The sequence below is a fragment of the Neobacillus camarae genome (genome assembly GCF_054950115.1).
The window spans coordinates 313,659-338,827 of the sequence record NZ_JBUCKX010000001.1 but is presented as its reverse complement, the minus strand read 5'-3'; the positions used below and the strand labels follow the sequence as shown (position 1 = coordinate 338,827).

General features: G+C 42.0%; 25 protein-coding genes. 5 read left to right on the top strand and 20 right to left on the bottom strand.

Annotation, left to right across the window (positions count from 1 at the left end):
• The first annotated feature begins 205 nt into the window (after positions 1 to 205).
• From ACY8D0_RS01570 to ACY8D0_RS01560, 3 genes are all read left to right on the top strand, one after another.
• Entirely contained in the window at positions 206 to 1,693 is a 1,488-nt protein-coding gene (locus tag ACY8D0_RS01570; RefSeq protein WP_462408762.1) for a response regulator transcription factor, read from the top strand.
• 66 nt (positions 1,694 to 1,759) lie between these two features.
• Entirely contained in the window at positions 1,760 to 2,149 is a 390-nt protein-coding gene (gene mscL, locus ACY8D0_RS01565; protein WP_462408761.1) for a large conductance mechanosensitive channel protein MscL, read from the top strand.
• Between the two features lie 83 nt (positions 2,150 to 2,232).
• Positions 2,233 to 2,841 (top strand): Bax inhibitor-1/YccA family protein, encoded by a 609-nt coding sequence (locus ACY8D0_RS01560; RefSeq protein ID WP_462409917.1) that lies wholly within the window; start codon positions 2,233 to 2,235, stop codon positions 2,839 to 2,841.
• Between the two features lie 40 nt (positions 2,842 to 2,881).
• Here the strand turns inward: ACY8D0_RS01560 and ACY8D0_RS01555 are convergent, their stop codons facing one another.
• From ACY8D0_RS01555 to safA, 10 genes are all read right to left on the bottom strand, one after another.
• Positions 2,882 to 4,219, bottom strand: coding sequence for a polysaccharide biosynthesis protein (locus ACY8D0_RS01555; RefSeq protein ID WP_462408760.1), 1,338 nt, complete (start codon positions 4,217 to 4,219; stop codon positions 2,882 to 2,884).
• 88 nt (positions 4,220 to 4,307) lie between these two features.
• Positions 4,308 to 6,074 (bottom strand): FTR1 family iron permease, encoded by a 1,767-nt coding sequence (locus ACY8D0_RS01550; protein WP_462408759.1) that lies wholly within the window; start codon positions 6,072 to 6,074, stop codon positions 4,308 to 4,310.
• A gap of 30 nt (positions 6,075 to 6,104) precedes the next feature.
• Entirely contained in the window at positions 6,105 to 7,391 is a 1,287-nt protein-coding gene (gene efeB / locus ACY8D0_RS01545) for an iron uptake transporter deferrochelatase/peroxidase subunit (RefSeq protein WP_462408758.1), read from the bottom strand.
• Positions 7,392 to 8,240, bottom strand: coding sequence for an iron uptake system protein EfeO (gene efeO / locus ACY8D0_RS01540; protein WP_462408757.1), 849 nt, complete (start codon positions 8,238 to 8,240; stop codon positions 7,392 to 7,394). It abuts the gene before it with no gap.
• A 131-nt stretch (positions 8,241 to 8,371) separates the two neighbouring features.
• The gene (locus ACY8D0_RS01535; RefSeq protein WP_462408756.1) at positions 8,372 to 9,004 is read right to left on the bottom strand and encodes a response regulator transcription factor; all 633 of its coding nucleotides are present in this window, start codon (positions 9,002 to 9,004) and stop codon (positions 8,372 to 8,374) included.
• The gene (locus tag ACY8D0_RS01530) at positions 8,997 to 10,046 is read right to left on the bottom strand and encodes a sensor histidine kinase (protein WP_462408755.1); all 1,050 of its coding nucleotides are present in this window, start codon (positions 10,044 to 10,046) and stop codon (positions 8,997 to 8,999) included. The genes ACY8D0_RS01535 and ACY8D0_RS01530 overlap by 8 nt, the downstream gene beginning before the upstream one ends.
• Complete coding sequence (gene liaF / locus ACY8D0_RS01525; protein WP_462408754.1) at positions 10,043 to 10,777, bottom strand: cell wall-active antibiotics response protein LiaF; 735 nt, start codon at positions 10,775 to 10,777, stop codon at positions 10,043 to 10,045. The genes ACY8D0_RS01530 and liaF overlap by 4 nt, the downstream gene beginning before the upstream one ends.
• Positions 10,778 to 10,867: 90 nt before the next feature.
• A complete protein-coding gene (locus ACY8D0_RS01520) occupies positions 10,868 to 11,512 on the bottom strand; it encodes a PspA/IM30 family protein (RefSeq protein ID WP_462408753.1) in 645 nt (214 codons plus the stop codon).
• A 147-nt stretch (positions 11,513 to 11,659) separates the two neighbouring features.
• Positions 11,660 to 12,004 (bottom strand): lmo0954 family membrane protein, encoded by a 345-nt coding sequence (locus ACY8D0_RS01515; protein WP_462408752.1) that lies wholly within the window; start codon positions 12,002 to 12,004, stop codon positions 11,660 to 11,662.
• Between the two features lie 146 nt (positions 12,005 to 12,150).
• Positions 12,151 to 12,762, bottom strand: coding sequence for a SafA/ExsA family spore coat assembly protein (gene safA, locus ACY8D0_RS01510; RefSeq protein ID WP_462408751.1), 612 nt, complete (start codon positions 12,760 to 12,762; stop codon positions 12,151 to 12,153).
• A 302-nt stretch (positions 12,763 to 13,064) separates the two neighbouring features.
• Between safA and ACY8D0_RS01505 the strand changes: the two genes are divergently transcribed.
• Entirely contained in the window at positions 13,065 to 13,208 is a 144-nt protein-coding gene (locus ACY8D0_RS01505) for a hypothetical protein (RefSeq protein ID WP_462408750.1), read from the top strand.
• 130 nt (positions 13,209 to 13,338) lie between these two features.
• A complete protein-coding gene (locus ACY8D0_RS01500; RefSeq protein ID WP_462409916.1) occupies positions 13,339 to 14,862 on the top strand; it encodes an FAD-dependent oxidoreductase in 1,524 nt (507 codons plus the stop codon).
• A 183-nt stretch (positions 14,863 to 15,045) separates the two neighbouring features.
• Here ACY8D0_RS01500 and ACY8D0_RS01495 read toward each other — a convergent pair whose 3' ends face one another.
• The 10 genes from ACY8D0_RS01495 to ACY8D0_RS01450 all read right to left on the bottom strand — a co-directional run bounded on the left by ACY8D0_RS01495 (position 15,046) and on the right by ACY8D0_RS01450 (position 25,029).
• Complete coding sequence (locus tag ACY8D0_RS01495) at positions 15,046 to 15,180, bottom strand: hypothetical protein (protein ID WP_462408749.1); 135 nt, start codon at positions 15,178 to 15,180, stop codon at positions 15,046 to 15,048.
• A gap of 56 nt (positions 15,181 to 15,236) precedes the next feature.
• The gene (locus ACY8D0_RS01490; protein ID WP_462408748.1) at positions 15,237 to 16,706 is read right to left on the bottom strand and encodes an amidase family protein; all 1,470 of its coding nucleotides are present in this window, start codon (positions 16,704 to 16,706) and stop codon (positions 15,237 to 15,239) included.
• A 329-nt stretch (positions 16,707 to 17,035) separates the two neighbouring features.
• Positions 17,036 to 17,710: a DUF2642 domain-containing protein gene (locus ACY8D0_RS01485; RefSeq protein WP_462408747.1), complete on the bottom strand. Its 675-nt coding sequence runs from the start codon at positions 17,708 to 17,710 to the stop codon at positions 17,036 to 17,038.
• Positions 17,711 to 17,739: 29 nt separating this feature from the next.
• On the bottom strand, positions 17,740 to 19,092 hold the full coding sequence (locus ACY8D0_RS01480; RefSeq protein ID WP_462408746.1) for an arsenic transporter: 1,353 nt from the start codon (positions 19,090 to 19,092) through the stop codon (positions 17,740 to 17,742).
• Positions 19,093 to 19,407: 315 nt separating this feature from the next.
• Complete coding sequence (locus ACY8D0_RS01475; protein ID WP_462408745.1) at positions 19,408 to 20,076, bottom strand: DUF2642 domain-containing protein; 669 nt, start codon at positions 20,074 to 20,076, stop codon at positions 19,408 to 19,410.
• 132 nt (positions 20,077 to 20,208) lie between these two features.
• Positions 20,209 to 21,309, bottom strand: coding sequence for a spore coat protein (locus tag ACY8D0_RS01470; protein WP_462408744.1), 1,101 nt, complete (start codon positions 21,307 to 21,309; stop codon positions 20,209 to 20,211).
• Positions 21,310 to 21,429: 120 nt separating this feature from the next.
• Positions 21,430 to 22,506 (bottom strand): CotH kinase family protein, encoded by a 1,077-nt coding sequence (locus ACY8D0_RS01465; protein WP_462408743.1) that lies wholly within the window; start codon positions 22,504 to 22,506, stop codon positions 21,430 to 21,432.
• 435 nt (positions 22,507 to 22,941) lie between these two features.
• Positions 22,942 to 23,346 carry a hypothetical protein gene (locus ACY8D0_RS01460; RefSeq protein WP_462408742.1) on the bottom strand — a complete coding sequence of 135 codons (405 nt, stop codon included), beginning with the start codon at positions 23,344 to 23,346 and terminating at the stop codon, positions 22,942 to 22,944.
• A 151-nt stretch (positions 23,347 to 23,497) separates the two neighbouring features.
• Positions 23,498 to 24,634: a DEAD/DEAH box helicase gene (locus tag ACY8D0_RS01455; RefSeq protein WP_462408741.1), complete on the bottom strand. Its 1,137-nt coding sequence runs from the start codon at positions 24,632 to 24,634 to the stop codon at positions 23,498 to 23,500.
• Between the two features lie 98 nt (positions 24,635 to 24,732).
• Positions 24,733 to 25,029 (bottom strand): DUF5658 family protein, encoded by a 297-nt coding sequence (locus ACY8D0_RS01450; protein ID WP_462408740.1) that lies wholly within the window; start codon positions 25,027 to 25,029, stop codon positions 24,733 to 24,735.
• Between the last annotated feature and the right edge of the window lie 140 nt (positions 25,030 to 25,169).

The following is a 25,169-nucleotide window of genomic DNA, read 5'->3' as shown; positions in this document are numbered from 1 at the left end:
ACCCCTCTCACTTTTCTGAATTTTAAAAATAATAATTCCTTTCTCTACCATACTATCCTTGTATTACTACCACAATCACGGAAAATATCGTAATATTATTTATAACCCGTCAAATGTCGGGTGAAATATCTGTCACGGACGAATGGGCATCTAACTAAAGAAGAAAAATAAAGGATCGGGTGGGGCTCCAAAAGTGGAAATAAAAATGGAACAGTTGTTACATAAAGGTTTTACCATTATCACAGGTCTTCTGGCTGATTTTTTAAATGAATGGGAACAATTATTACCTTTCATAAAACAACAGAATGAACAGTTAGCACCTAAATACGATGGGATGATCCGATACTCGGTTAAGGGACTATCTTCAGCCAAATCTATTAGCATGGATTCGTATATATTTTCTTTACTGACAGAATGGGAAACACGTTTTTCAAATCATTATGATGAATATGAGACCATATCCTTTATCACAACAATAGAAAATATATTTCATAAACTGATAGCAAAGAATACCGCCAGCACATTTATGGATCATCAGGCAGTACAGGCCTTCTTTTTAAGAATACTGGACCAATCCTTGTTGACACGGGATTCTGCAAGGGGAATTGAACAATGGGCAAGAATGATCATGTCTTCTAACTTTGTCCCTATGAAGTGGCTTGTTGTCGTAAAAAAGGTTCAAGAGGATTACCAGATTAATTGTGTGATTTGCTCCGAACAACACCAAGTGGACAACCAATTAATCGACATGTGTTTAACATTAAAAGCACCGCAACTGGATTATCTCTCCGTAGCTGTCGAACGATTAATCGGTATAAAAAAGGGGAAAACGCCGATTATCCAGATTCCTTGTATAAACGACACACTGCTGGTCTGTTTACAGGATGATGCTGTCATTAACCAGCAGCAAATAGATGTCATTAGAGGCATGTATCTGCGGCAATTGAAGGTCCAACATCTTGAAAATAAAATAGATTGGAAAAATGCCTCCCTGCTTTTCTTACAGCATCTTTTGCCATCAAGGAGCGCCGAAGCAGCAGTTAAAGCGATTACGCGCGCCCTGGTGGAATATATGCCATTTAAGAGATGTGCTATATTCATATACAATCAGTCAGAAGTTCAAGGGATTAGCGTATCGGGGCACAATGTAAGCCTCCCCTCTATTCAGCCAATCAGGGAGAAAATATTCCAATTGCCATTCATCCAAAAATACTTACAGACACTGACCTATGCCCAGCCGCTATACTTTTCAAATGCTTCTGAAGTACTGCCGGAAAAATATATTCAAGCCTTTAAACTAAAAACATTAGTTGTGCTCCCATTGTATGCACCGAGTAAACAGCAACTGTTGGGAATCGCCTTATTGGACCAAGGGGAACATTCCGAGTTTATCGTCGCCCCCCAAACCTTGACCACCCTGATTAAATTTGGCCAATATGCCGGTGAATCTTTGTATTCCATCAGGGAAGAAATCCCCCGGCAATCGGTTGTGCCCAGCACAATCCTTTCACAGCGGGAGCGTGAGGTTCTAAAACTCATCGCTGAAGGGGCTACCATCAGTGAGGCCGCGAAGGAACTCCATTTAAGCAGCTACACCGTCCGGGATTATGTATCTATTATTATTCAGAAACTGTCTGCGAAAAACAGAACAGATGCCGCTGTAAAGGCGATTCGAATGAATATAATCTCCTAAAAATGGGTTGCAAAGGACATGATTCAAAGGTACAATGTCCCCTAAAGAGAAAAGGAGAGGAATAGCATGTGGAAAGAATTTAAGCAGTTTGCCATGAAAGGCAATGTTCTCGATTTAGCGATTGGGGTAATTATCGGCGGTGCATTCGGTAAAATTGTTTCTTCTCTCGTTGCTGATATCATTACGCCAATCATTGTATTATTAACAGGAAGTGTACACGTTGAAGACCTGGCTTATCAAGACATCAAATACGGTGTCTTTTTGCAAAACGTCATTGACTTTTTTATTATAGCTTTTTCCATTTTTCTTTTTGTGAAATTTTTAAACCGGTTTAAAAAGAAAGAAGAACCACAGAAAGTAGAAGTAAAGGTAGAACGGACGGAGGAACTGCTGGCAGAAATTCGGGATTTATTAAAAGAAAAAGAAGATTTATCTAGAAAAAATGAAACATCTTGACCACAAAATCGTATATCATAGATGTAAGAAATTATTCCAGAGGTGAAGAGAAATTGTATACACAAACATCTTCAGTTGATTTTATGCCATCGGTTTTACGGACGTTTGCTTTGTCGCTTGCCATCGCCTTTGTCGGCACCATGGCGGGGTCATTCGTGCCACCCGCATTAATATTGCCGTTATCGATCTTAGAATTCGTTATGATTATTGCAGCAGTGTTTTTTAGACGCAAAAAGGCCATCTCTTATTCGTTCCTATACATCTTTACGTTCATTTCGGGGATTACCTTATACCCGATTGTCGGTTATTATGTGGCGACAGCAGGAGCCAATATTGTCATGATGGCATTTGGAACTACTACTGTTGTGTTTTCGGGTATTGCCGTTTATGCGGCAAAATCAAAGCGGAACTTCTCGTTCTTAGGTGGATTTCTATTAGCCGCTCTGCTGGCATTGGTTGCTATTTCGATTTTTAACATCTTTGTTCCGCTTAGCTCGACCGGTATGCTGGCATACTCGTTTATTGGGGTTCTTGTATTCAGCGGCTACGTTCTTTTTGACATCAGCCAAATGAAACACTACGGTGTCCGGGCGGAACATGTGCCTTGGATGGCATTAAGCTTATACTTGGATTTTATCAATTTATTCATCAGTATCCTGCGCATCTTCGGTATTCTGAACAGCAGGGATTAACGAAAGCAGCAAGGGCCGCCAAGCAATTGGCGGCCCTTTTTTATCTCTCCATGGTTTTTGGCACGATTCCCTTCATGAAAAAACTGAGCCCGATTTTTTTGCAGACTGTCAGGTAATGCATCAGATACAACAGTACGGCACCTGCATTCATCCCAATAATCACGCCGTCCATTCTCCACTCCGGCCTTGCCCCTAGAACAAAAATGATGGCAAAACTAACAATGTGCGACCAAATGATGTGAAAGAAAGCCTCTTTGATTAAATCAAGGCCAAGCAGAAAGGCCTGCAGCGGAATAATAAAATAATGAAACAGGAAAAACGGCCAAAGCATCTGCAAATAGATGGCCGAAGTTTCCGACTTAAAAAACAATCCCGTCAATTGAGGGGCGAAAAAGTAGAACACGGCTACCGCGGCTATGCCATAAACAAAAGTCAGCTTCATGACTTGCTGAAGCATTTTTTGCAGGCTTGGATAATCTTTTTCCGAATGTGTTTTAGACACGGCTGGAATCAGGACTATCAATAAGGAATGGGCAATAAACGCTGGGAAAAAGCCTATTGAAACCGCGATTCCCATCAGCATGCCAAATTGCTCGGTCGCAAGTGTCTCTGTCATTCCGGAATGTTCCAAAGCTGCTTTTATCAAAAACGGCTGAACGGCGCCGGTTAGCGCTGAGAATAAACGCATGCTTGTAGTCGGGATGGACACTGCCATTAAACTTTTTCTAACCGTTTTCCGATTTAAATTGGAAAATGGCATGCTTTTGATATGATGGAATTGGAGCATAAATAGGTAAAACAAGTAGAGGAAAACAATCAGCTCACTGCCGATAAAAGTCCCAATTGCTACGAGCAGGGATGTTCCGGCATCGTAATCAAAAAGCCGAAATAAGACGAATAAAGCAATCAGCTGAACAATCTTCCGCAGGAAGTTCGATACGGCGATTCTCCCCATCTGCTGCCTGCCCATAAAATAGCCTCTTGCTACAGAGGTAAAGGAAATAATCGGTATCAGCAGCAGGACCAGCCATCGGATATACGGGTGGTAAGCATGAAAAATCGGTATGTAGGGAATGACCACTGTACCTGCCAAGAATAGCACCACCGTAAAAACGATTGTAACCGTAATGGCATGGTGCAGGATATTTCGATGATAGCGCTCCTCCCTCTCCGCAATTAGTTTGGAAATGGACACCGGCAGTTCAAAGCTTGCCAAAAGGACTATCAGAAAAACCGTTGGCAGTATAGACATATATACCCCTAAGCCATGAGACCCTAATTCACGTGCCAAGATCATGTTGACCAGAATCTCGATACCCTCTCCCAAGCAGGCGGCCGCCGCTAAAAAGAAAATACTCTTATAATAACCCGCCATCATTGCATCCCCTTTTTAACAGTATACTTTTATTAACTTATGAGACAAGTTCATGAAATAGTAGAAGAATTTAGGCAACAAAAAAAGGCCATTAGGCCTCTTTTATGTTGCCGGCGGTAATTGTTCGTTTTTTAACCAGCCAAGTCATTGCAACAATGATAAGAATTAAAACTAATTGAGTTATTGTCGTTTCCCAAGTTGGATATAACCCCAGCCAATCGACAAATGGGAGTGTTTGGACCGAGCTTGTCGGCAAAACATTGGAAATTTGCAAAGCATGGATGCTGATTCCAAGAATTTTAAAAGCCAGGATGTAGATTAAAATAGTTGCCGCTTTAAAAAATAGCCTAATCGGTATTTTCACACTATAATTGATAATCACAAAACCAACAATAACGAGAATAATAATGGCTGCTGCCACACCTATTACAAGCTGCTGCAAGCTTATATACGGGGTAATTCCTGCATAAAAAATAATTGTCTCTGCACCTTCACGGAAAACGGATAAAAAACTGATAAAGGAGAAAGAAAACAAGCTCCCTTTGGCAATTGCCTGCTGCATCTGCTGGTTGATAAACTTATTCCAGTTCCCGATGCTAGATTTGTTATGAAGCCAAGCTCCGATCGTCAACATCATAATAACTGCCACAATACCGGTAATGCCCTCAATATATTCCCGGCTGGAAGCTGCAGCAATCTTGGAAAAGACGAGATTAATCACTACCGCTAGACCAGCGCTTGCGGCAATTCCAATGGCAACTCCTGTCCATATCCACCTTTGTTTATCTTGCTGCCCCATTTTCTTAAGAAAGGCCATTAGTGTAGCCACTATTAATAAAGCTTCCAGCCCTTCTCGTAATAGGATAAGGGCCGCATCCCAAAAGGAATAATCTGTTTTGCTTGTTAAAGGTGCCAGTCTTGAATTCAAGTCCTTCACAATATCCGTTGCTTTTTGTGCATCTACTTTTTCGGAGTTTAAAAGGCTGATAGCTGAAGGAACTTTGGTTTCTATATCGCTATACAGCTGGTTGTCTCGTGTTTGGACATCCCCTTCTACCATTGGCCAAATGTTGAGAATCTCATTCAAGCTGCTGCTCGCATTTGAATAATTCTGATCGGAAATCTCCTTTATTGCCTGATCAAAAAGATTAGCTAAATCTGTTAAGGTATAGTTGCCCTCAATCTGCTTAGCCGTTTTACCGGCCATAAAGTTTTCAACTTCTTGTTTCAAAAGGGCTGTATTCTGTTCCGCTCCCGTTATATCCGCAGGATCCTGTGTTATCGCAATACGGATTAGAGCCATATATTTTTCAATATTACCGTAAGCTGCGATGCTTTCATCATGAACAATTTTTTCAGACGTATTCCATTGATTAAGTATTGCTTGATACTGAGAGGTTAAGGCTGTCTGATTCCCCGTTTTAATCGATTGACTTAATTGGCTGATCAGCGGCAGCAGCTGCTGTACTTGTTCTCTCCCTTTTGCTTTATCCACGGGATTTTGCTCTTCATCATACAACACCACTGAACTCGATAAAGCGGAAAGACCTTCCGAAAGCTCCTCATTTGCTGTGTTTCCATCCGCTAGGGATCTTTGAACCTCTTTTAGTTCTTGATCAACCTTTTTTGCCTGTTTACTTTCAGGTTTCCTAATTGAATTCCATAATTCGGCAAACTGATTGATATTTTTTGCAACGGTTTCCCGGTCACCCTCTTTGGCTTTCATTAAGCTGTCCCCTATCAGGACGAAAAGCTCGTCATGATTTGCTGCGGCAGCTGCTGGCTGAAATAATTGAAAAAACACCAAAAATGCAGCAAGCACCGCCAATAGATGCTTAACTTTCTTTAATCCATTCATCTCACTCTCTCCTCCATAAATCGAAACCCTTTAGTTAAATAACGTTTCTCCGATAAAACCGCCTTCTTTGGTTCCGGGCAGGCAGGCAAAAAGCGCACTGCCGCGGTGGGAGGTATATTCATTCAACTTATCCATTTTTGCCAGCCGTCCTTGAATGGGGATAAATTGCTTACTTGGTGACCGCTGAAAACAAATAAACAGCAATCCTGCATCAAAGCTTCCTGTCTTGACATCCATACCATCCGAATAAGAGTAGGACCGGCGCAATATTTGCTGCGACCCATCGCCATGCGCTAACCGGGTATGCGAATCCACCGGAATCATATAATCGCCTTTGTCATTCTTCTTTTCTAAGTCAAGCTTTTCAAATTCATCTTTTTGCCCTAATGGGGCTCCGCTGTCACGATATCGGCCAAATGTGTTTTCCTGTTCCTTTAATGTTGAACGATCCCATACCTCAATAAACATTTGGATCCGTCTTACCACTAGATAGCTTCCGCCTGCCAGCCAATCAGGGCCGTCCCCAGGCTGGACATATATATGCTCGTTGGTTTGTTTATCGCTTTTCACGTCTGGGTTTACAGTACCATCTTTAAAACCAAATAGATTCCTTGGCGTTTCTTCCTTTGAATCTGCCTGTTTGGTTCGCTGAAAACCCGTTTGTGCCCATTTCAATGCAGCTTTTCCTCGAGCGATCCGAATCAAGTTCCTTATCGCATGAAAGGCAACCTGCAAATCATCAGCACATGCTTGAATACACAAGTCCCCTCCGGTCCATTCTGCTTCTAAAGCATCGAACTCGAATTTAGGAAGTTCCACTAATTCTTTCGGCTGCTTTTGTAATAATCCAAACCGGTCGTTGTTGTCTTTTAGAAAAAGACTTGGTCCCACTCCAAAGGTAATTGTTAAATTGGATGGTGATAAGCCTGCAGCTTCCCCTGTGTCCTTTGGAGGAAGATATTCATTGCTGGAAAGTTCACCGACCGTTTTTCCTTCCGTCATCAACGCGGCTGCATCAGTCCATTCTTTAAAAAGCTTTATTAGGTCTTCCTTTTTGGTGGCCGTTACATCTAAGGCGGCAAAATAAACATGGTTTTGAGGCAGTGTCGTAATTCCGCTTTGATGCTTACCGTAAAACGGGACGATATCTTTGTTGTCCTTGTTGGTTGCTTTTCCTTCAGTGACGGCCATTACCCCGCCAAGTCCCGATGCACCCAGCAGCACCCCTACACCGCCTATACCAGCAGTTTTAAGAATATTCCGCCTCGAAACCTTTTTTTCATTTAGTGCATCGAAGATGTTCGTTTCCTTTTCCAATTAGGACGCCTCCGTTACAATTCCTATTTGAGAAAGCGGCTCAGCCAGTGCATCAATAGCCTGACTCAGTTCTTTTACTTCGGTTTCCGTCAGGTCAGTGTAAACCTTATAGCCGTCCCCTTGCTTATGTTTATTCAGTAGACTGTAGACATCATCAAAACGGGCTTGGATCTCCTTGGCGAGGTCCTCATCCTGCTCCTTTAAAGCCGGAGTTAACAGTTTATATATTTTTTCAGCCCCTTCGACGTTGGCTGCAAAATCATATAGATCGGTATGGGAATAGCGATCCTCTTCTCCTGTCACTTTTGAGGTAGAAACCTCATTTAGAAGATCAACTGCACCAGTGATTAACAATTCTGGTGTAACCTCAACAGTATCTACCTTCGCTCTCAATAGATTGACATCTTTCATTAGCTGGTCCGCATACTGTTCGTATCCCTTTGTTGTGTTTTCAGCCCATAATCCTTTTTCAATTCGGTGGTAACCGCCCCATTCTCCTTCAGGTACATCGCCTTCGCGGGCATCAATTTTAGGATCGAGGTCGCCAAACACTTCGGCAATCGGTTCTGCGCGCTCGTAATGCATTCGGGATGGGCCGTACAATGCCTTCGCTTGATCGATTTCCCCGTTTTTAACGGCTGTTGTAAATGCCTCTGTTGCTTTGACAAACTCTTCAATTTCTCCGAGAGCATATTGGCGGTACTCATCCGTGACCCCTTTTAGAGCATCAGAAGATGGATTCTTTATTTCCTTTTCCTTATTAGAAGTTGAGCTTTCTTCGTTATTAGAACAGCCAAACAGCAGACTGCTAGAAATGAATAGAATACTAGATAATTTGATTAGGTTCATGGCTAATGAATCCTCCTAATAATGATAATCATTTTCATTTACTATCATATCAGCAATTGAGAAGAATTTTCAATTATTTTTTAAAATAATGAAAAAAAGACCTTCCAATCTCTGTTTGGAAGGTCTTCATTTCATTTTATTAGGGAATGTTTAAAAGCATATATTACCGCCTGGGTCCGGTCTTGAACACCAAGCTTGCTGAGAATGTTACTGACATGGGTCTTGACCGTTTTGAGGGCGATAAATAACTCATCGGCGATTTCCTGATTGGTTTTGCCCTCTGCCATTAGCAGCAGAATTTCCAACTCCCGGCTGGTCAGCTCTTCATGAGGCAAATGCTGAGATTTCTGGCGCATTTTTAACATCATTTTTCCAGTAACCTCCGGTTCAAGAACCGATTGGCCATGGTATGTATCCCGTATGGCATTGGCTATGTCACTGGCCTTTGAGGTTTTTAGCATATAACTGGCCGCCCCTGCCTCTAATGCTGGGTAGACCTTTTCATCGTCGAGAAAGCTGGTTACAATAATTACTTTTGCTTCCGGCCACTCTTCGATGATTTGTTTAGTGGCCTCAATTCCATCCATTTCCTTCATGACTAAATCCATGAGGATGATATCAGGTCTTAGCTTGAGTGCCAGTTTTACCCCTGTTTTTCCGTTATCCGCCTCACCGACTACCTCAATATCCGGCTGGGCAGAAAGATAGGCGGAAACCCCGATTCGAACCATTTCATGGTCATCCACAAATAAAACCCTAATCATGTGCATGCTCTCCCTTATTTAGCACTGGAATTTTCACTTCCAGCCTTGTCCCTTTATTTTTCACGCTGATGATCTTGACCGTTCCACCTATTTCCAAGGCACGTTCATTAATGTTCTGCATCCCGTAGGAACCTGCCTTATCTTCTCCGGTGTCAAAACCGACTCCATCATCGACCACCCGCAATATCACTAGATCTTCCCGTTTAATCAACAGGACTTCTAAACTACCCGCCTTTGAATGTCTCAATGTATTGGATACAGACTCTTGAAGAATGCGGAATAAATGGTCTTCTACCCCTTTATCAAGCGGAAACTCTTCAACCTTCCAATTGATATTCATCGTCACTTTTTGGGATAGTTCCATTAACAGTTCTTCAATCCCCTCTTGCAGCGATTTATTTTTAAGCGGGACTGGACGCAAATGAAGGAGGAGGGCACGCATTTCCAGCTGGGATTGGTGGATCATCTCTTCGACCATTTTAAGCTGTTTTGTTTCATAGGTTTCCTCAGCTAATTGTTTCGTTTCGTTAATCGCCGACATCATCATTGACGCGGCAAATAGTTGCTGGCTGACAGAATCATGCAATTCTCGGGCAAGCCGGTTTCGTTCCTGCTCAATGATCTCTTGGATTCTTGATTCCTGTTCTTCGACTTTCTCTGTTGCTAACCGCTGCGAAAGCTTGGCCTGTTCTGTAATTTGCCTGCCGATTTTCTCGATTCTGCCGGCAATTGTTTGCATCTCCGTAACAGACGGTTTTCCACTAATAGCAACATGCTTTCCCTCTTCTAATCGATGCAGCGATTGGTCGATGGTTAAAAATTGCTTTCTCCAATAAAGGCCGGATATGGCCCCTAGGATGATTCCCGTTGCAATGCTAAAGACAGGAATAAACACCACGATAGGTATGTCCATGAAATGTCTAGTCCATAATTCCGACCAGTTGTTTAACGGAAAAACGAACATAAAAACCGCACCGAGAATGATAGAAATCACAATGGCAAAGCCGGCAGTCCATACTATTTGGCGTGCTGTTGCGCTCATATCCGGCTCACCTCGATATTACCGACGATAATGGATGTAAAGATTTTCACCTTTTGTTCCGCCTCATCATAGCCAGATGTTTTAAATTGGTACGCCTGATTAAAAATTTTATCCTCGTGATTTTCAAATATCGTTGTGGAACCCGCAAAACAAGAATGATGGACACCCACTTCTATGTCATAGGGGACAAGGATCTTTACATTGCCAATTAAGCTTCGAATGAAAATAACGGTTTCCCCTTTAGGCAGCATCGTATAGCTAAGATCAATCACCGTATCCCCAATCCCCGTTTGTATATTGACATCATTCCAATCATAGACACTTGCAGGCGTTTTTTGCTGTCCGATCAAAACATTCCCGAACATTGGGTTTGTTTTAATTAGTGATTCTTTTTGGGGTGGGATAGTAGGTTCCTTCAGATCAAGGGATATTTTATTCGGCTGTCTTTTGGAGTTTAAATATTGGATAAAAAAGTGCAATAAAATAGCAAGCAATAAGAACTTAAACGTCATCATATTCAAAACACTGACGGCCAAGAAAAAAATCCCGCCATAAAACAGCAACTTACCACTCTTTTTCCCGCGCTTATTCCTGCCTAAATAGACCATCCCGCCTGCAATAAAAAGAGAGAATATCAGCCCCCGGTTAAAAAACAAGATTTCCAGCAGCAGAACAACCGCACCAATAAACACGAGCCATCCGGTATATTCATTTTTAAAATTTTTAAACATGGGCTCACCCTCCCTTATATCATTTTTGCAAGCATCTATATAGGCAAAAGGCGTAGAACCCTACGCCTCTAAGCATACCATGAATTGGCATTAAATGGACTTGCTTTCTTCCAATTTCATGTCTTTTTCAATTTCGGCAATTCTTGCGTCAATCGTACTGCGATAATACGAACTATTCACTTGATGCTCTAATCGGTCAAGATACGATTCGATTTCCCCAAACCGTCCGTAAGCCTTGTTGGACGCCTGGTTGGCATCCAACACTTGATTGATTCGATGGTTCGCACGAGCAATATTTTCCCGCCCCATCAGTTCCATCCTGCGCAGTTGCATATCTTTCAATTTGTGCTTCATTTCCTCATATTTTCTTTCCAAATCATTCAGGCTGGCCTGGGCCTGCTTGAGAGAAGCATCGAGCCGTTGTGCCCGCTCAGTGTATTGCTGATGTTCTGCTAATGCGAATTGATACAATTCAGTTTCTCCGGCTTTTGAGGCAACCTCTGCTTGGCGCTTGCGTTTTTCAGCCAGTTCAGCTGCTTGGTGATATTCCCTGGCAAACTCCTCTCTCAGCTTAGATTGGCGTTCCAGCAGCTTGCGGACTTTTTCTGTTTCCTGCTCGCATTGGCGAAGATATTGGTTCAGCATCGCGATAGGATTTTGGCTTTCTTTTTGATCCATTGCTTCATGTAAATCGGCCACCACTGTGTTTTTGATTCGGGTAAATAGGTTTGTCATTGTTTTTCTCTCCTTTTTTGTAAAATGTATTTTTTATCCAATTTTTTGGTGAATAACTGTGTTGGTTTGTAGAATAAGTAGTAACTTCTGTGGAATCCTTCGCCGCTTTTGTAGAATTTCGTTTCCCCAATTTCAGCGAGGCCTGTTTTAACGGTTTAGCTCATTCCACTGTTTCTCGAAGTTTACGAATGGGTCGGAGTCATCATGGTTGTTTGTGTATTTGTTCTCGTTCCACTTTTTATAAACCAGGTAAAGAACATATGCTGCAGCCACTCCGATTAAGGCTGGAACATGATGGAGGGTCGCCATCAGAACGATAAACCCTATTCCCGCAAGGCAAATTTTTGCAAACACCGATTCCGTTTTTAAAAATTGCTTGAAGATGAAATACAGTAAAACTAAGCTGATCAATAAACCTGCCATCGGGCCAATGGTTGACAACAGAACAATCGCTGCAATGCCTCCTGCCAAAAGTAATCCGAATCTTTTCATTTCCTTTTCACTCCTTTTCTTATCTTGATTTCATCTTACCTTTTTTCATAAACTTTCATAATTGCGCCTAAGCTTGATTTTCAACTCGGTCTTAAGACGTAGAAAAGGTCAGTCCCTTAAAATTTAGAGACTGACCCTCTCAACAATTATTTGGAAATAAACATCTGTACCCAATAATGCCCGTAAGACCCGCCTTTGGCATAACCCACGCCAATTCGGGTGTTGGCACTTAAAATATTGGCCCGATGCCCTGAACTGTTCATCCATGATTGGACCACGGCCTGCGGTGTGGTCTGTCCTGCTGCGATATTTTCGGCTGCAGAACGATAGGTGATGCCAAAGGCCTTAATCATGTCAAACGGACTGCCATAGGTTGGGCTGGTATGGCTAAAATAATTTTTATCTCTCATATCCATTGCCTTGTAGCGGGCAACCCTTGAAAGCTCCCAATCCGCCACCATTGGTTTTAAACCATTTTTGGCACGCTCTTGGTTGGTGAGAGTAATTACTTGGCTTTCAATCGACTTAATGCCACTCAAGTCAGGGATGGTGACCTTTTGGCCCGGATAAATCAGCGCCGGATTTTTAAATTGCGGGTTGGCAGCGATAATCTCCGTGATTCCGACTTGGTACTTTACTGCAATTTTCCAAAGTGAGTCACCCGGCTGGACGGTATAGATTTGCTGGGCAAACGAAACACTTGGGATACAGAAAATAGATAACAAAAACAGTAACCCAAACCATAATGATTTCTTCATTTTTTCGCCTCCTCCGAATATATATTTTTGATTTAACGTTCAAAATATACAGGAAAATTTGTGCCCGCTAAAGAAATTACATTTTGTCCCAAAAATAGGTCGTAATGATACGATTTAAGGTCGTAACGGTTTAATATAGGTCGTATTCAACCAAAATGAGGTCGTTATTGATAAGAGATTAGGGTGAATGAAAAAGTGGCTCGCGGAAAACCTTATATCATATTTGGCAAAAACAATCTCCTTGCAGCATATATCTTTAGAAAGCACATTCTTAACGTTCTAAAGATAAAGGAGGATGTTCAATGGCTCTCTGGTGGGTCACAACAATTGGCTTTGTCATTTGCCTTGGTATTGTCGGCGGGATAATGGTTCATTTTTTAAGAACGGCACTTGATACAGAAGATTCTGTTCGGATTGATAAGCTTGACAGTCCGAAAGACCAATAATGAAAACGAATAAAACCCTTGATAAAAGGGTTTTTAATTTGCAATAAACTTCCATCCTTTCACATGATTTTTGAAATTCAGGAAAAATTAAACAAGAATACATTTTTCTTGCTGGAGGGTATAGATGAATATGAGTGAAAAGATCCCGCAATTTCCGAAGCCATATTGGCGCGATCTTAATTTGCCTTCTTTTAATAAACTGGACAAGGATATCACTGTGGATGTGGCGATAGTTGGAGCGGGAATTACCGGAATAACGGCCGCCTATCTGCTGGCCAAAGAAGGAGTCAAGACGGCATTAATTGAAGCAGGCAGTGTGCTAAACGGGACAACTGGCCACACTACGGCTAAGCTTACGGCCCAACATGATATTATTTATGATGAATTGATCGGCCACTTTGGGGAAGAAAAGGCCAAGCTTTATTACGAATCTCATATGGAAGCATTAAAATTTGTTGAGAATACAACTGCTGAAAACCAAGTAGATTGCGATTTCAGCAAGCAGGATGCCTATGTGTATGCAACCACCGAACAAACATTGGGCAAACTCAAAATCGAACTTGAAGCTTATCAAAGACTCGGGATCCCCGGGGAGCTAAAAGACTCGATTCCATTTGACATTCCGGTTAAGGGTGCCCTGGTGATGCAAAACCAAGCACAATATCACCCGCTAAAATTCCTGCGCGCACTATTGGAGGATGCGGTAAAAGCAGGTTGTTCCGTATATGAATACACTACGGCCACCGACATTCAGGATGACGAATCGCAGCCGACAGTCATTACCAAAGGAGGGCATAAAATAACCTGTCAACATGTCATTATGGCATCACACTGGCCATTCTACGACAAGCCAGGATTGTTTTTCACGAGAATGTATGCTGACCGTTCCTACGCGATTGGCATTACGACTGACAAATCGTACCCAGGCGGCATGTATATCAGTGCCGACAGTCCCTCCCGTTCGATTCGTACCACTCCATTTAATGGGGAAGAACTCCTGATTATCGGGGGAGAAGGACATAAAACCGGCCAGGGCATTGACACCATGGTACACTTTGAAGCGCTCGAGAAATTTGCGGAAGAAGTTTTTGGCATTAAAGAATACAGGTATCGCTGGTCGGCTCAGGACCTGGTAAGTCTCGATAAAGTCCCTTACATCGGACCTCTCACGGAAGACAGGGAGCATGTTTTAGTGGCGACAGGATATAAAAAATGGGGCATGACGACGGGCGTTCTGGCTGGGCATTTACTGCGGGATTATGTTTTGAATAGGAAAAATCCATACAAAGAGTTATATTCCCCTTCCCGGTTTCAAATGGACCCTGGTATGAAGAACCTAATCACTGCCAATGCCGATGTGGCAAAGCATTTGATTAAAGGAAAACTCGAGTTTGTGCCAAAAGAAGCCGAAGACTTACAGCCTGGCGAGGGTTGTTCTGTCATGTATAATGGAAGCCGGGCAGGCGGTTATCGGGATGAGAACGGCAAACTGTACGTTGTCGACACCACCTGCACTCATCTAGGCTGTGAATGTGAGTGGAACCATGGGGAAAAGACATGGGATTGCCCGTGCCATGGCTCACGTTACGACATAAACGGAGAAGTCATTGAAGGGCCGGCAGTCAAAGCTTTGACCTTGCTGAAAGAAGAATAAAGAACGCCTCCCAATTAGGGAGGCGTTCTTTTGTATCTTCCTTGGGCAACGAAAGAAAGACCAACTCTCAGTGACCTTCAGAGCACTTTCTTTTGCTCTGGGTACTGGGAGTCCCGCTCAGTGACCTCAACTACATTTTTTGCTCCAGTGGGCACTAAGAGACCTAGCCGTCACCTTACTTTGTTAATTATCCTTTGGACGGTTTCTCTTTAGTGCTTCACCAGTTTCAAACTCAACTAATTCTTCGGCCGTGCGCATGGCTTTTTTCCTGTTGTTGTTCCGCTGGGCATTGGCATTTCCTAGTTTCTGTCTTCCCACATATGACATCTCCTTTAAAAGAAATTCAGTCATAGTATGAGTGAAAAAGAAACGGGTTATTCTTTCTCCAAAACAGGCGCCTTGCGATAACGAGTCATCTGCTCAAACGCATAGGCTGCTTCCATTAAAATTGGTTCACTATAGGCTGTTCCGGCAAAAGTCATTCCTACCGGTTCCCCATCAGGTGTATAGCCTGCGGGAACGGCAATTGATGGATAGCCAAGCATGGCACTGATGATGCACCCTTGCTCGTAAGGAAAAATCAGCAAATCTAAATTATTGGTCTCTAGCGCGTAATCTATACCACGTTTTGAGGCATGATAAAAATTGAATTCTAACGAATTAATATATTCGGCTTCCTTCAACGAGCCGCTGGTTGCTTCAGAGGCCAATAGGACTTCCTGTCCGTATTTTAGCATGGTCTTCTCATTTTGCTGGTTAAACTCAATCAGATCTGCCAGAGTCCGCACTGGCACAGAAGGGTGGAGTGCGCTTAAATAGACATTCAAATCTGGTTTGAATTCGTATGTTAATACATTGATGTCCCAGTCCACTTTGGCGCAAGGTATCTCAATATCAGCAATCACATCAGCCCCCGATGCGGCGAAGGCCTTGATGGCTTCCTGAACCACCTGTTGTTTGTCTTCTGGCAAATTTTCAATAAACCCACTTAAGGCAATTCCGATACGTTTTCCTTTAAGACCATCTTTTAACAAATGTTCTGTAAAGTCTTTCCCCGTAAACGGATTGGTCTGCGTTATCGGGTCCCGCTCGTCTATTCCGCATAATGCACTCAAAAGGATGGCAGCATCTTCGACAGTCCTGGCCATTGGGCCCGCTGTATCCTGTGTATGGGAAATTGGAATAATCCCCCTGCGGCTGATAAGCCCGACTGTTGGTTTAATACCAACAATAGAGTTTTTACAAGAAGGATTAAGGATAGAACCGGAAGTTTCCGTTCCGACTGCCGCTGCAGCAAAATTGGCAGCTACAGCTGCCCCTGAACCCGAGCTGGAGCCGCCCACATCAAATTCCCCCGGTCCATACGGGTTCAATACCTGTCCGCCGCGGGAACTATAGCCATTCTTCATGTTTTCAGCCATAAAGTTGGCCCATTCCGTCATATTGGTCTTTCCCAAGATAATGGCTCCCGCTTTGCGCAATTGTTCGGCCATGAAGGAATCCTTCAGGGCAATCGAGTCTTTTAATGCAAGAGAGCCGACACTTGTATGCATTTTGTCATGGGTATCAATATTGTCCTTAATTAAGATCGGTATCCCATGCAACTGGCTGCGCGGGCCAGTTAGTTTCCTTTCTCTATCCAATGCTTCTGCAATGTGTAAGGCGTCAGGATTGATTTCTAATATCGAGTTCAATTTTTTATCAAAAACTGATATTCTATGTAAATACAAAAGCACCAATTCTCTTGAGGTAAGCTCACCACTCTCAAGTTTTTCTTGCATTTCATGAATGGTTGCTTCCTCTAGCCATTCCTCACTAAAACGAATTAATTTTGGATTTTCCACTTGTTCTCCTCCCTTGTTTCCATCATTATATAGGAAATTCTCCAAATATTCTTTGCTTCCTTTCTGAGATTTGACCAAAACAAAATAAAAAATCCCGGTTCTCTAGTCCATTTGTCACTAATTTTCCCCAAAAACATATCTTAGCAGTATGAGGTACAATAAATAGGATGACCGAGATGATCACATCACGGTCATGTACAACTCAAGTTATGAATAAATAATCCATCTTCGTCTGGAAATACAAGGTGGATTATTTTTTTTTGGTTGTCGAAGGAGAATCCCAACTGACTCACCGAAAAAAATGGAATTTCTATCCTGCAACATCTTCATCATGCTAATTGTATCATTTTAATATGATCCAAATTCCAATAAACCGTATCCCCTTCAGCTGTAATCAGCATTAATTTGTTATTTTGTACCTTTTGGAATAAGCCAACTTTTTCGTGATTATCGCCGCCATCAAGAATGACCAATTGATTCTCAAACTTTTTCAGTTGTTCGACTAGAGAGTTGGCTGCGGAAATTGTTCCTGGGGTGACAGCCAGATTTTGATTATCTAAAGCATAGAGTGATTTATTTGGCGGATAAGGAATCATCCATTTTATATGGTTCATTGATATAAACATGGTTTTATATACTGGGGAATGAAATATGATATAATCGTTTATCATACTTGTTATATAACCGTGTATGGATTTATTGCCAGTTACATAAACCTGCACGAATATCCCTATAGCATTCGTAAATATTTTTCGGCAAGAGATTGCTTCACCATCGATCGGTTTTTTTTCTGGAGGGTCATAAGTTGCATCCTCTTCTTGTAAAGTGATTTCTTTCAGGCGCTGCACATGGGCAAATGGAATGTAGAGAAAATGATTGTTTGCCCCATCGTATATGACCACAATGTCCAAACCAGAATCAATCAGAATCCCTCGGTGAAAATGGCCGCCTGAAATTTCAACTTCCACATGATTTCCAATTAAATTTAAAAAATCAATAAGCATCTTCCTTCATTCTCCTTTTCATTACTCGCTTAACGCTGAAGTGTATCGCTAAAAAGCCAAGAAACCCAATAATAGAGGACCACTAAAGTAAATAATGTCGCTGGCGGGATAACTACTGTAGTAATTTTCACATATTCCTTCCAGCTAATCATTACCTTCCCTTTCCTTACAATATGCATCCACATAAGAGTAGCCAGTGTTCCCATCGGTAGAAGCAATGAACCCATATCACTGCCGATAACGTTTGCCAGATAGGCAATCTTTAGAGAAAGGGGAACGAGATCCATATTTGTTAAAGTGAGCGTTCCAACCATTAGAGCGGGGTGGTTATTAAAGATATTCGACAGGACCGAAAGCAGGACACCCATTAACACACTTGCATGGAGCAGGCTTCCGTTAACCATGGGATGCATAAATTGAATGAGCCATTTAGTAAGCCCTACATTATTCAATCCGTAAATGACCACATACATGCTAAAGGCAAAAACGATGATATACCACGGCGTTTTTTTCAACATATCGCTCGGAGGAATCTTTAGATATGCCCATCTCCAGCCTAAGAGGATTAAGGAACCGATAACCGCCATGAGAGAAACAGGGATGTGTACAAAAGATGCAACAAAGAGACTGACGCGGACAGCGAATACGAACAACAAAACGTTACGCATGAATTTGGAACGTTGCTTTTCCGAATCATGGTTCATCGGACTGGATTTAAGCGGGTGATAGGAAGGGAGTGTCAGGCCTGAGACCTTTACAGGAACCTTTTTCGGAAGGACTTTTCTAAAACGAAGGAATAGTAAGCAAGTGAGAAGCAACAGCCCAAGGGTTGCCGGAACGAACATCATCGCGGTATGCAAATACAAATCCATATGCACGATTTTAAGGGCTATCAGATTGACGATGTTACTGACACCGATGGGAGCACTGGAAGCTGTCGCAATCAAGGCCCCCGACAATAGATATGGAATTTTTTGACGATTTTTTAGTCCCATATTATTCAGCAGCATAACCAAGATAGGTGTTGTGATTAAAATGCTGCCGTCGTTATTAAAAAACAGGGTCATCAGAAAACATAGTAGATTAACGTACCAGAATAAGCGGATTCCTGACCCCTTGGCTCTTTCGGCAAGCTTTTCCGCTACCCAGTGAAAAAATCCAAAGCTTTCCAAAACGATGGCCATTACGATGGTCGCCATGATGGTAATGGCTGCACCGCTTATCGTTTCGGCTATAGTTACAAGATCGGATAAAGAAACACTGCCACACAGGATCACAATAACTGCTCCTATTGAGGCAGGCAGAGCTTCGTTGATCCCTCTTGGTCTCCAAAGAATAAACACTAATGTGATTAAAAAGGTTAATATTGTAATCCAAACCACTACATATATTTCTCCTTTCTTTCAGTCGATCAATTATTATCAAATGTTGGGGCATCCTTTGATTCCCTCTGCTCCAGATGTCCCCCCCTTCCATCTATCACTGTTGTGATGTTGTACTATATCTATATGTATGGCACATCAGACAGGCCATAGGTTTGTACCCTATTTTTCAAAATTCCACTAGAGTCTATTACAATCTCAATTAGGCAATCAATATTGGCGGATAACAAAAAAGGCGAAATTTTCATTTCGCCATAAGGGTCTGCATATGTACTCATTACTTAACCTGCCCTTGACCCTAGGACAGGTTAAGTTTTATGGCCAGTGAACTACTTTGATATGAGGGACTTTCCAAAAGACGGTTTCCCCGTTTGCTATATTAAGTTCTGCAATATTATTATGAACGAGTTTTAATAAGCCAATTTTATAAGGGTGATCTCCTAGATCAAATACCACTAAGCTTCCTTCCAGTTTTTTTAGTTGATCTTCAATGGAGCGCTGCAGCGGAATAGAAGTTGGCTGAAGCGGCAAATCTTCATTTGGGAGTGTGTAGGGGGTAATATTGGATTGGTAAGGAGTAAGCCATTTTAAATGGTTTAAGGAAACCAGCATAGTTTTGTATACAGGCGAGTAAAAGACAAAATAATCGTTCAAGACACTGGTGACGTATCCATGAATCGATTTATTGCCTGTCACAAATATTTCTAAAAATTTCCCCTTGGCATTCATGAGTGTTTTCCTGTAGGAAATGCTTTTCGATTCTTCTGTAATCGGTATTTCTGGTGGGGTTCCCTCATATTCCAATTCAATTTGGTTATCCGCTCTTATATTATGAATATGGAGAAAAGGAATATATAGATAATCTTTCCCATTAAAAATGACAACGATATCCTGACCTATATCGATAAGGATACCTTGAAACAAGGTTTTTCCGGAAATCTCCATTTCGACTTTTTGCCCTTTTAAAGTGATTAAATTTTTCACTGAGATTTCCCCTTTTCAGCTTGGTGTATCCAATAGCCTCATTCTCTAGAATTTTTAATTTGGTACAATGAAGTCAATAGTATTCCAGGCATCCTTTTTAAACTCAAGAATGCCTGGTTTTGTGGTAAGCGATTAACGTGGCTTCCATACATAGTCGATTTTTTTAACGACTCTTTCGCGTCTGTAGTGGTCCGAACTGCTTGAGCTGCTGGAGGATTTGCTATTATCTTTCCTGGATTTTTTGCTGCTGGAATTATTACTTTGCCCGCTTTGGTTATTTTGATTTTGTTGCTGGGACTGCGAATTTTCTTGATTTGAATTTGAATTTGAATTATCTTGCTGTTGCGAATTGTTATTGTTGTTTTGTTGTTTCATGGCACCTTTAGGGCCGCTGCTAATGCTTTTAATATGATAAGGATTAATCCTTAGCACTTCATCATTGTTTACAATCGTGTAGTGTCCGCCCATCCCTTGGACTAAAACGCCTTCGATTGCCTCTGGTCCTCCCCTATTGATGGATACCCATTTGTGGCTCATCTGGCCAAATAGGTCGTGGAAATCATCAGCATGGACGTATTCAGGAATTTGCACCTGCTGTCCGGATTCTTGAGAATTATTATTATTATTGTTGTTGTTATTGTTATTGTTATTGTTGTTATATTCACTAATGCTCTTGATATGGTGGACGTTGTAATAAACGACACCGTCATCTTCGGTTAAAATCGCTACATAGTTGCCTGAACGGTCAAGAAGCATACCTGCTTTAGACTCAGGACCTCCAAGGTTAATCTGAACATACTTTTGAGTAAAATTCTCCATTAACATATCAAAGTTGCCCGCGCTATAGAATTCATTCTGTTCTTGTGTATCACTCTGATAGCGTGGCATCGAATTGGATTTAGTGTTTTCACTAATGCTTTGGAGGTGCTGAGTGCGATAATAGACAACGGTTGACTGTTGGTTTTGGTTTTGGTTTTGATTATTTACGTTATTATTTTGGTTATTATTTTGGTTGTTGTTATTCTTGTTATTATTATTGTTGTTATTGTTGTTTTGGGCCAGCACACAAATATAATCAGATTGTACATCCAATAATGTCCCTTGTTTACTTTCAGGACCCCCTTTATACACTTGTACCTGTTGACCCACTAATGATTTTAGAAATGAATGGTATGCATCCAATGGAATAGATTGATCTGATTGGTTAGATTGATTGCTTTTCCTTCCCGCCATTTAGTTTTTTCCTCCTTGTCAAATATCCATAGGGGATAGTTATACTTCATGTATACGTACCCTAGTTCTTGAGTGCGATGAAGAAATTGCCTATTTATTAAAAAAGTTGCTTACGCCTATTTATTCCAAATCGATTACATGTTTTTTTAGGTAATTTCGCCTAGCTTCAATAAACCGAAGGATAAACTCAGGTTCCTTCTCAAAAACATTGAATTGGCCTTTAAGGTAAGGGTCTTGGTTATAATGGGGATGAATAGCAGAGTGTAATTTGTAAATCTGAGGTTCCATTGCTTCCGTCGTAAAATTTTCAGTTAAGATTTGATTCAGTAAATTGGCATATTGCTTTCTAAACCTATCCACATCCAAAAGCCTTGCGGTTAGTGTGTTAAATCCTTGGATTCGTACATAATCATACTCCATTTCCTCTCCATGGATATCCCTTCCCCATGTTGCATCATAGTCCCAAGGAATGATTTCATAGAGTCCTGTTTCTCCATTCCGATATAAGGCGTAATTGTGAACAAATCCATCATAGTTCTGAGTACAGACCACCCCCGCCAGCCAGCGAAAGTACTTATTAATATCTAACAGTTTGGGGATATCGGCTTCGAATTCTTTCTTTAAGGTTGTATTCAATCGATATATAAAATCGGCCAGGCCGAGTAAATCTTCTTTTGTCCCTATTTTTTCCTCATAGCCTGCTGAGAGGTCAGACTTGGCTTTTTCGTCCACAGGGCTCAATAATGAAAAATTGGCATCATCATTAACAGCATAAAAGATGGGGCCAATGGGAAGTTTCCTTTTTTTCAAAAAGTTTTCATCTACTGATTCAAGTTGAAGGTAAATTCCTTCAGCCTTTCCGTTAATAGAGAGGAGAACATGCCTGGAGGATGGGGAAAGACAACCAATTTGGTGAAAAAAATCAAGGGAAAGTTTATTTCGAAGCAGGGAAGGGTCCTTGTATTCCGAGTTTAAATGAATCTCTTTTATCCCCATAAAGTTGGACTTGAAAAGTGAAATATGAAATGACTTCTTTTTAAATTTTCTTATATGAGAGCCCCTATAAGAGATGTCAATTTCTGCCCTTTTTTTTCCTATCCTTAAAGAAGCCGGTAACGGGTCATCGTTCCATATATCAGATTTAAGTTCCCGTAAATCGGCAGGGTTAATAAATAGTTCTATTTTTGGCAAATTCATAGCTAAGCCTCCTTTTGCACTCAATAAATCGTATGTACCAATGCAAAAAGAAGTTCTTAACTAGACAAGAGTATATTTTTATTTAAACTGTATGTTTGTCTAATCAGTACCTATCTTTGAAACGTAACTTGTAGTACAGGGTGGATGATTGAATTATCTGATTCCGCCTTAGGAAAATGAATGGGGGTAAATTTATGAAAGTTTACGAGGTATGTGATATCCAGCAGGCGGTTGAGGATGTAACTACCCAGGGAATGGATGAGTTTCTAATCCAAGAACCTTATTCTAACAGAAGAAGGCGTTCTCGAAGATCAAGCCGCGGTCGAAGTTCTGGCCGCACTGGCCGTACTGGCCGTACTGGCCGCACTGGCCGCACTGGCCGCACTGGCGCTACTGGCCGCACTGGCCGCACTGGCCGCACTGGCCGCACTGGCGCTACTGGCCGCACTGGCCGCACTGGCCGCACTGGCCGCACTGGCCGCACTGGCCGTACTGGCCGCACTGGCCGTACTGGTCGTACTGGTCGCTCCGGCCGTTCTGGTCGCTCCGGCCGTTCTGGTCGCTCCGGCCGTTCTCGTCGCTCTGGCTCTGGTCGCTCTCGCCGGTCTCGTCGCTCTGGCTCTGGTCGCTCTCGCCGTTCTCGTCGCTCTGGTTCCGGCCGCTCTCGCCGTTCTCGCCGCTCTGGTTCCGGCCGCTCTCGCGGGTCTCGCCGCTCTGGTTCCGGCCGCTCTCGCGGGTCTCGCCGCTCTGGTTCCGGCCGCTCTCGCGGGTCTCGCCGCTCTGGTAGAAGACGGAGAAACAGAAGACGCAGAACTTCAGGGGCGCAATCCAATTACACAACGGAAAGACGTTATTGGTATAATGGTAACATGGTTGAATTAAGATTAAATAGGTAACAACATACAGGCATGCTAAAATGGCATGTCTGTTTTTCTCTATTAGAAAACTCTATCAAAAGTGGCAATAGAATAAGGCATGGAATCCATGCCTTTTACCTATTTAACTTCTGCCCTTCATCCGCAATTTGACCTTTATAAAAAACTCGTTTATGAAGTGAAATCTTTAACTCCTTGCAAAAACGTTTCAATTCTCTTTCTTCCCTTTCCGTCACTAGCGAAATGACAATGCCATTTGCCCCCATGCGCCCGGTTCTTCCTGCACGGTGAACATATTGAGCCAAATCCTTCGGAAAGTCAATATTCACCACATGAGTAACTCCTTCAATATCAAGTCCTCTTGCGGCAACATCGGTCGCAACCAGCATGTTCATTTTCCCGTCACGGAAAGATTTAAGTGTTGACTGACGGTCCAGTTTTTTCATATCACTATGCAGGACCCCAACTGAAAGTTCCTTGAAGTTCAATTTCTGATTGAAAACCTCAAGCTCACCAATGTCATTGATAAACGCCAGCGACTTACTTTTCTCTAATCGGGATATCTTTTCCAACAGCTTAACCTTGTCTCTTCTATCACATAAAAAATAGATATGTTCGACTTCCCCGGCTGTAGCAGCCGCCTGTTTATCGATTTTAATGGTTTCAGGATCATTCATTAATTCCTTGGCTTTTTGTTCCGTTTCCGGCTTAAGTGTAGCTGAAAACAGGACGATTTGACGATCCCCCATGGTCGACTTAATTATATTCATTACAGTGCCGTAATGTTCTGCAACCAGGAGCTGGTCCCCTTCATCCAGTACGACCATTTTCACTTCATGCATCTTCACTTTTTTCTGTTTGATTAATTCAAGTAATCGCCCCGGCGTTGCAAAAATAATCTGGGGGCGTTTTTTTAACTTTTCCAGCTGTCGCTTCGGGTTGGCTCCTCCGATAATCGAAACCCCTCTAATGCCGCTGTTTTCTGACCATTTTTGAAATTCCTGGAATATTTGCATGACCAGCTCCTGGGAGGAAGCTAAACAAATAGCTTGCAAAGATTGGGAATCTGTATCTATTCGTTGTAGCAATGGCAGGAGATACGCAAGGGTTTTGCCTGTGCCTGTCGGAGATTCAGCCAGCACATCTTTCCCATCCAAAATTACAGGTATTGCCTTCTCCTGAATGGCAACTACCGATTGAAAGCCTGATTTTTGCCAAGCTTCTTGAATAAAAGGTTTTAGCGTGTTTAACATGATTTGCTCCTTTTTTCCAAACATTTTTCTTATTATTACCTAATTTTCATATCGTATTGATACTACCTTAACGGATGCCTTAGTGTCCAATATTTCTGTTACATGCGAAAGGTGTAGAGGGCAATCCAAGTCAGGTGATAAAGGAGGACGGAAAAATACAAGATGCTTGCCGAAATCAAGAGCTTTTTCATTAATGCGGTGATGGGGTGAACGATTAAGAGCACTATTAATACGACTGGAAGGAGAATTTTGATGAGATAAAACAAGGACCAGTTTTTTTCGATAACAAACTTCATGACGGGATTTCCTTCTTCAATCACGCCGAATTGGATTCCAAAATGGGTCAAACAGGCATCCAATATTCCCGATAACAGTAAGAACAGACCAAGTTTCATAGCATTCCCCTTTCATCCATCAACATTTTCTGGCTGTACTAATATGTATGTATCGATCATTTTTTAAACACTGGTTTACACTGTGTATTCAAATGATACCATAAAAAGCTTATTTTGTTCTCAATTAAGAACAATTTGTG

What these genes read in the sequence shown, in the direction of transcription:
- ACY8D0_RS01450 (WP_462408740.1), bottom strand. Translation starts at nt 25,029, where the DNA reads ATGAAACTTGGTCTGTTCTTACTGTTATCGGGAATATTGGATGCCTGT.
- mscL (WP_462408761.1), top strand. Translation starts at nt 1,760, where the DNA reads ATGTGGAAAGAATTTAAGCAGTTTGCCATGAAAGGCAATGTTCTCGAT.
- ACY8D0_RS01465 (WP_462408743.1), bottom strand. Translation starts at nt 22,506, where the DNA reads ATGAATTTGCCAAAAATAGAACTATTTATTAACCCTGCCGATTTACGG.
- ACY8D0_RS01560 (WP_462409917.1), top strand. Translation starts at nt 2,233, where the DNA reads ATGCCATCGGTTTTACGGACGTTTGCTTTGTCGCTTGCCATCGCCTTT.
- ACY8D0_RS01470 (WP_462408744.1), bottom strand. Translation starts at nt 21,309, where the DNA reads ATGGCGGGAAGGAAAAGCAATCAATCTAACCAATCAGATCAATCTATT.
- ACY8D0_RS01455 (WP_462408741.1), bottom strand. Translation starts at nt 24,634, where the DNA reads ATGTTAAACACGCTAAAACCTTTTATTCAAGAAGCTTGGCAAAAATCA.
- ACY8D0_RS01555 (WP_462408760.1), bottom strand. Translation starts at nt 4,219, where the DNA reads ATGATGGCGGGTTATTATAAGAGTATTTTCTTTTTAGCGGCGGCCGCC.
- ACY8D0_RS01485 (WP_462408747.1), bottom strand. Translation starts at nt 17,710, where the DNA reads ATGCTTATTGATTTTTTAAATTTAATTGGAAATCATGTGGAAGTTGAA.
- ACY8D0_RS01515 (WP_462408752.1), bottom strand. Translation starts at nt 12,004, where the DNA reads ATGAAAAGATTCGGATTACTTTTGGCAGGAGGCATTGCAGCGATTGTT.
- ACY8D0_RS01570 (WP_462408762.1), top strand. Translation starts at nt 206, where the DNA reads ATGGAACAGTTGTTACATAAAGGTTTTACCATTATCACAGGTCTTCTG.
- liaF (WP_462408754.1), bottom strand. Translation starts at nt 10,777, where the DNA reads ATGTTTAAAAATTTTAAAAATGAATATACCGGATGGCTCGTGTTTATT.
- ACY8D0_RS01550 (WP_462408759.1), bottom strand. Translation starts at nt 6,074, where the DNA reads ATGAATGGATTAAAGAAAGTTAAGCATCTATTGGCGGTGCTTGCTGCA.
- ACY8D0_RS01535 (WP_462408756.1), bottom strand. Translation starts at nt 9,004, where the DNA reads ATGATTAGGGTTTTATTTGTGGATGACCATGAAATGGTTCGAATCGGG.
- ACY8D0_RS01505 (WP_462408750.1), top strand. Translation starts at nt 13,065, where the DNA reads ATGGCTCTCTGGTGGGTCACAACAATTGGCTTTGTCATTTGCCTTGGT.
- efeO (WP_462408757.1), bottom strand. Translation starts at nt 8,240, where the DNA reads ATGAACCTAATCAAATTATCTAGTATTCTATTCATTTCTAGCAGTCTG.
- ACY8D0_RS01500 (WP_462409916.1), top strand. Translation starts at nt 13,339, where the DNA reads ATGAGTGAAAAGATCCCGCAATTTCCGAAGCCATATTGGCGCGATCTT.
- safA (WP_462408751.1), bottom strand. Translation starts at nt 12,762, where the DNA reads ATGAAGAAATCATTATGGTTTGGGTTACTGTTTTTGTTATCTATTTTC.
- ACY8D0_RS01530 (WP_462408755.1), bottom strand. Translation starts at nt 10,046, where the DNA reads ATGAGCGCAACAGCACGCCAAATAGTATGGACTGCCGGCTTTGCCATT.
- ACY8D0_RS01520 (WP_462408753.1), bottom strand. Translation starts at nt 11,512, where the DNA reads ATGACAAACCTATTTACCCGAATCAAAAACACAGTGGTGGCCGATTTA.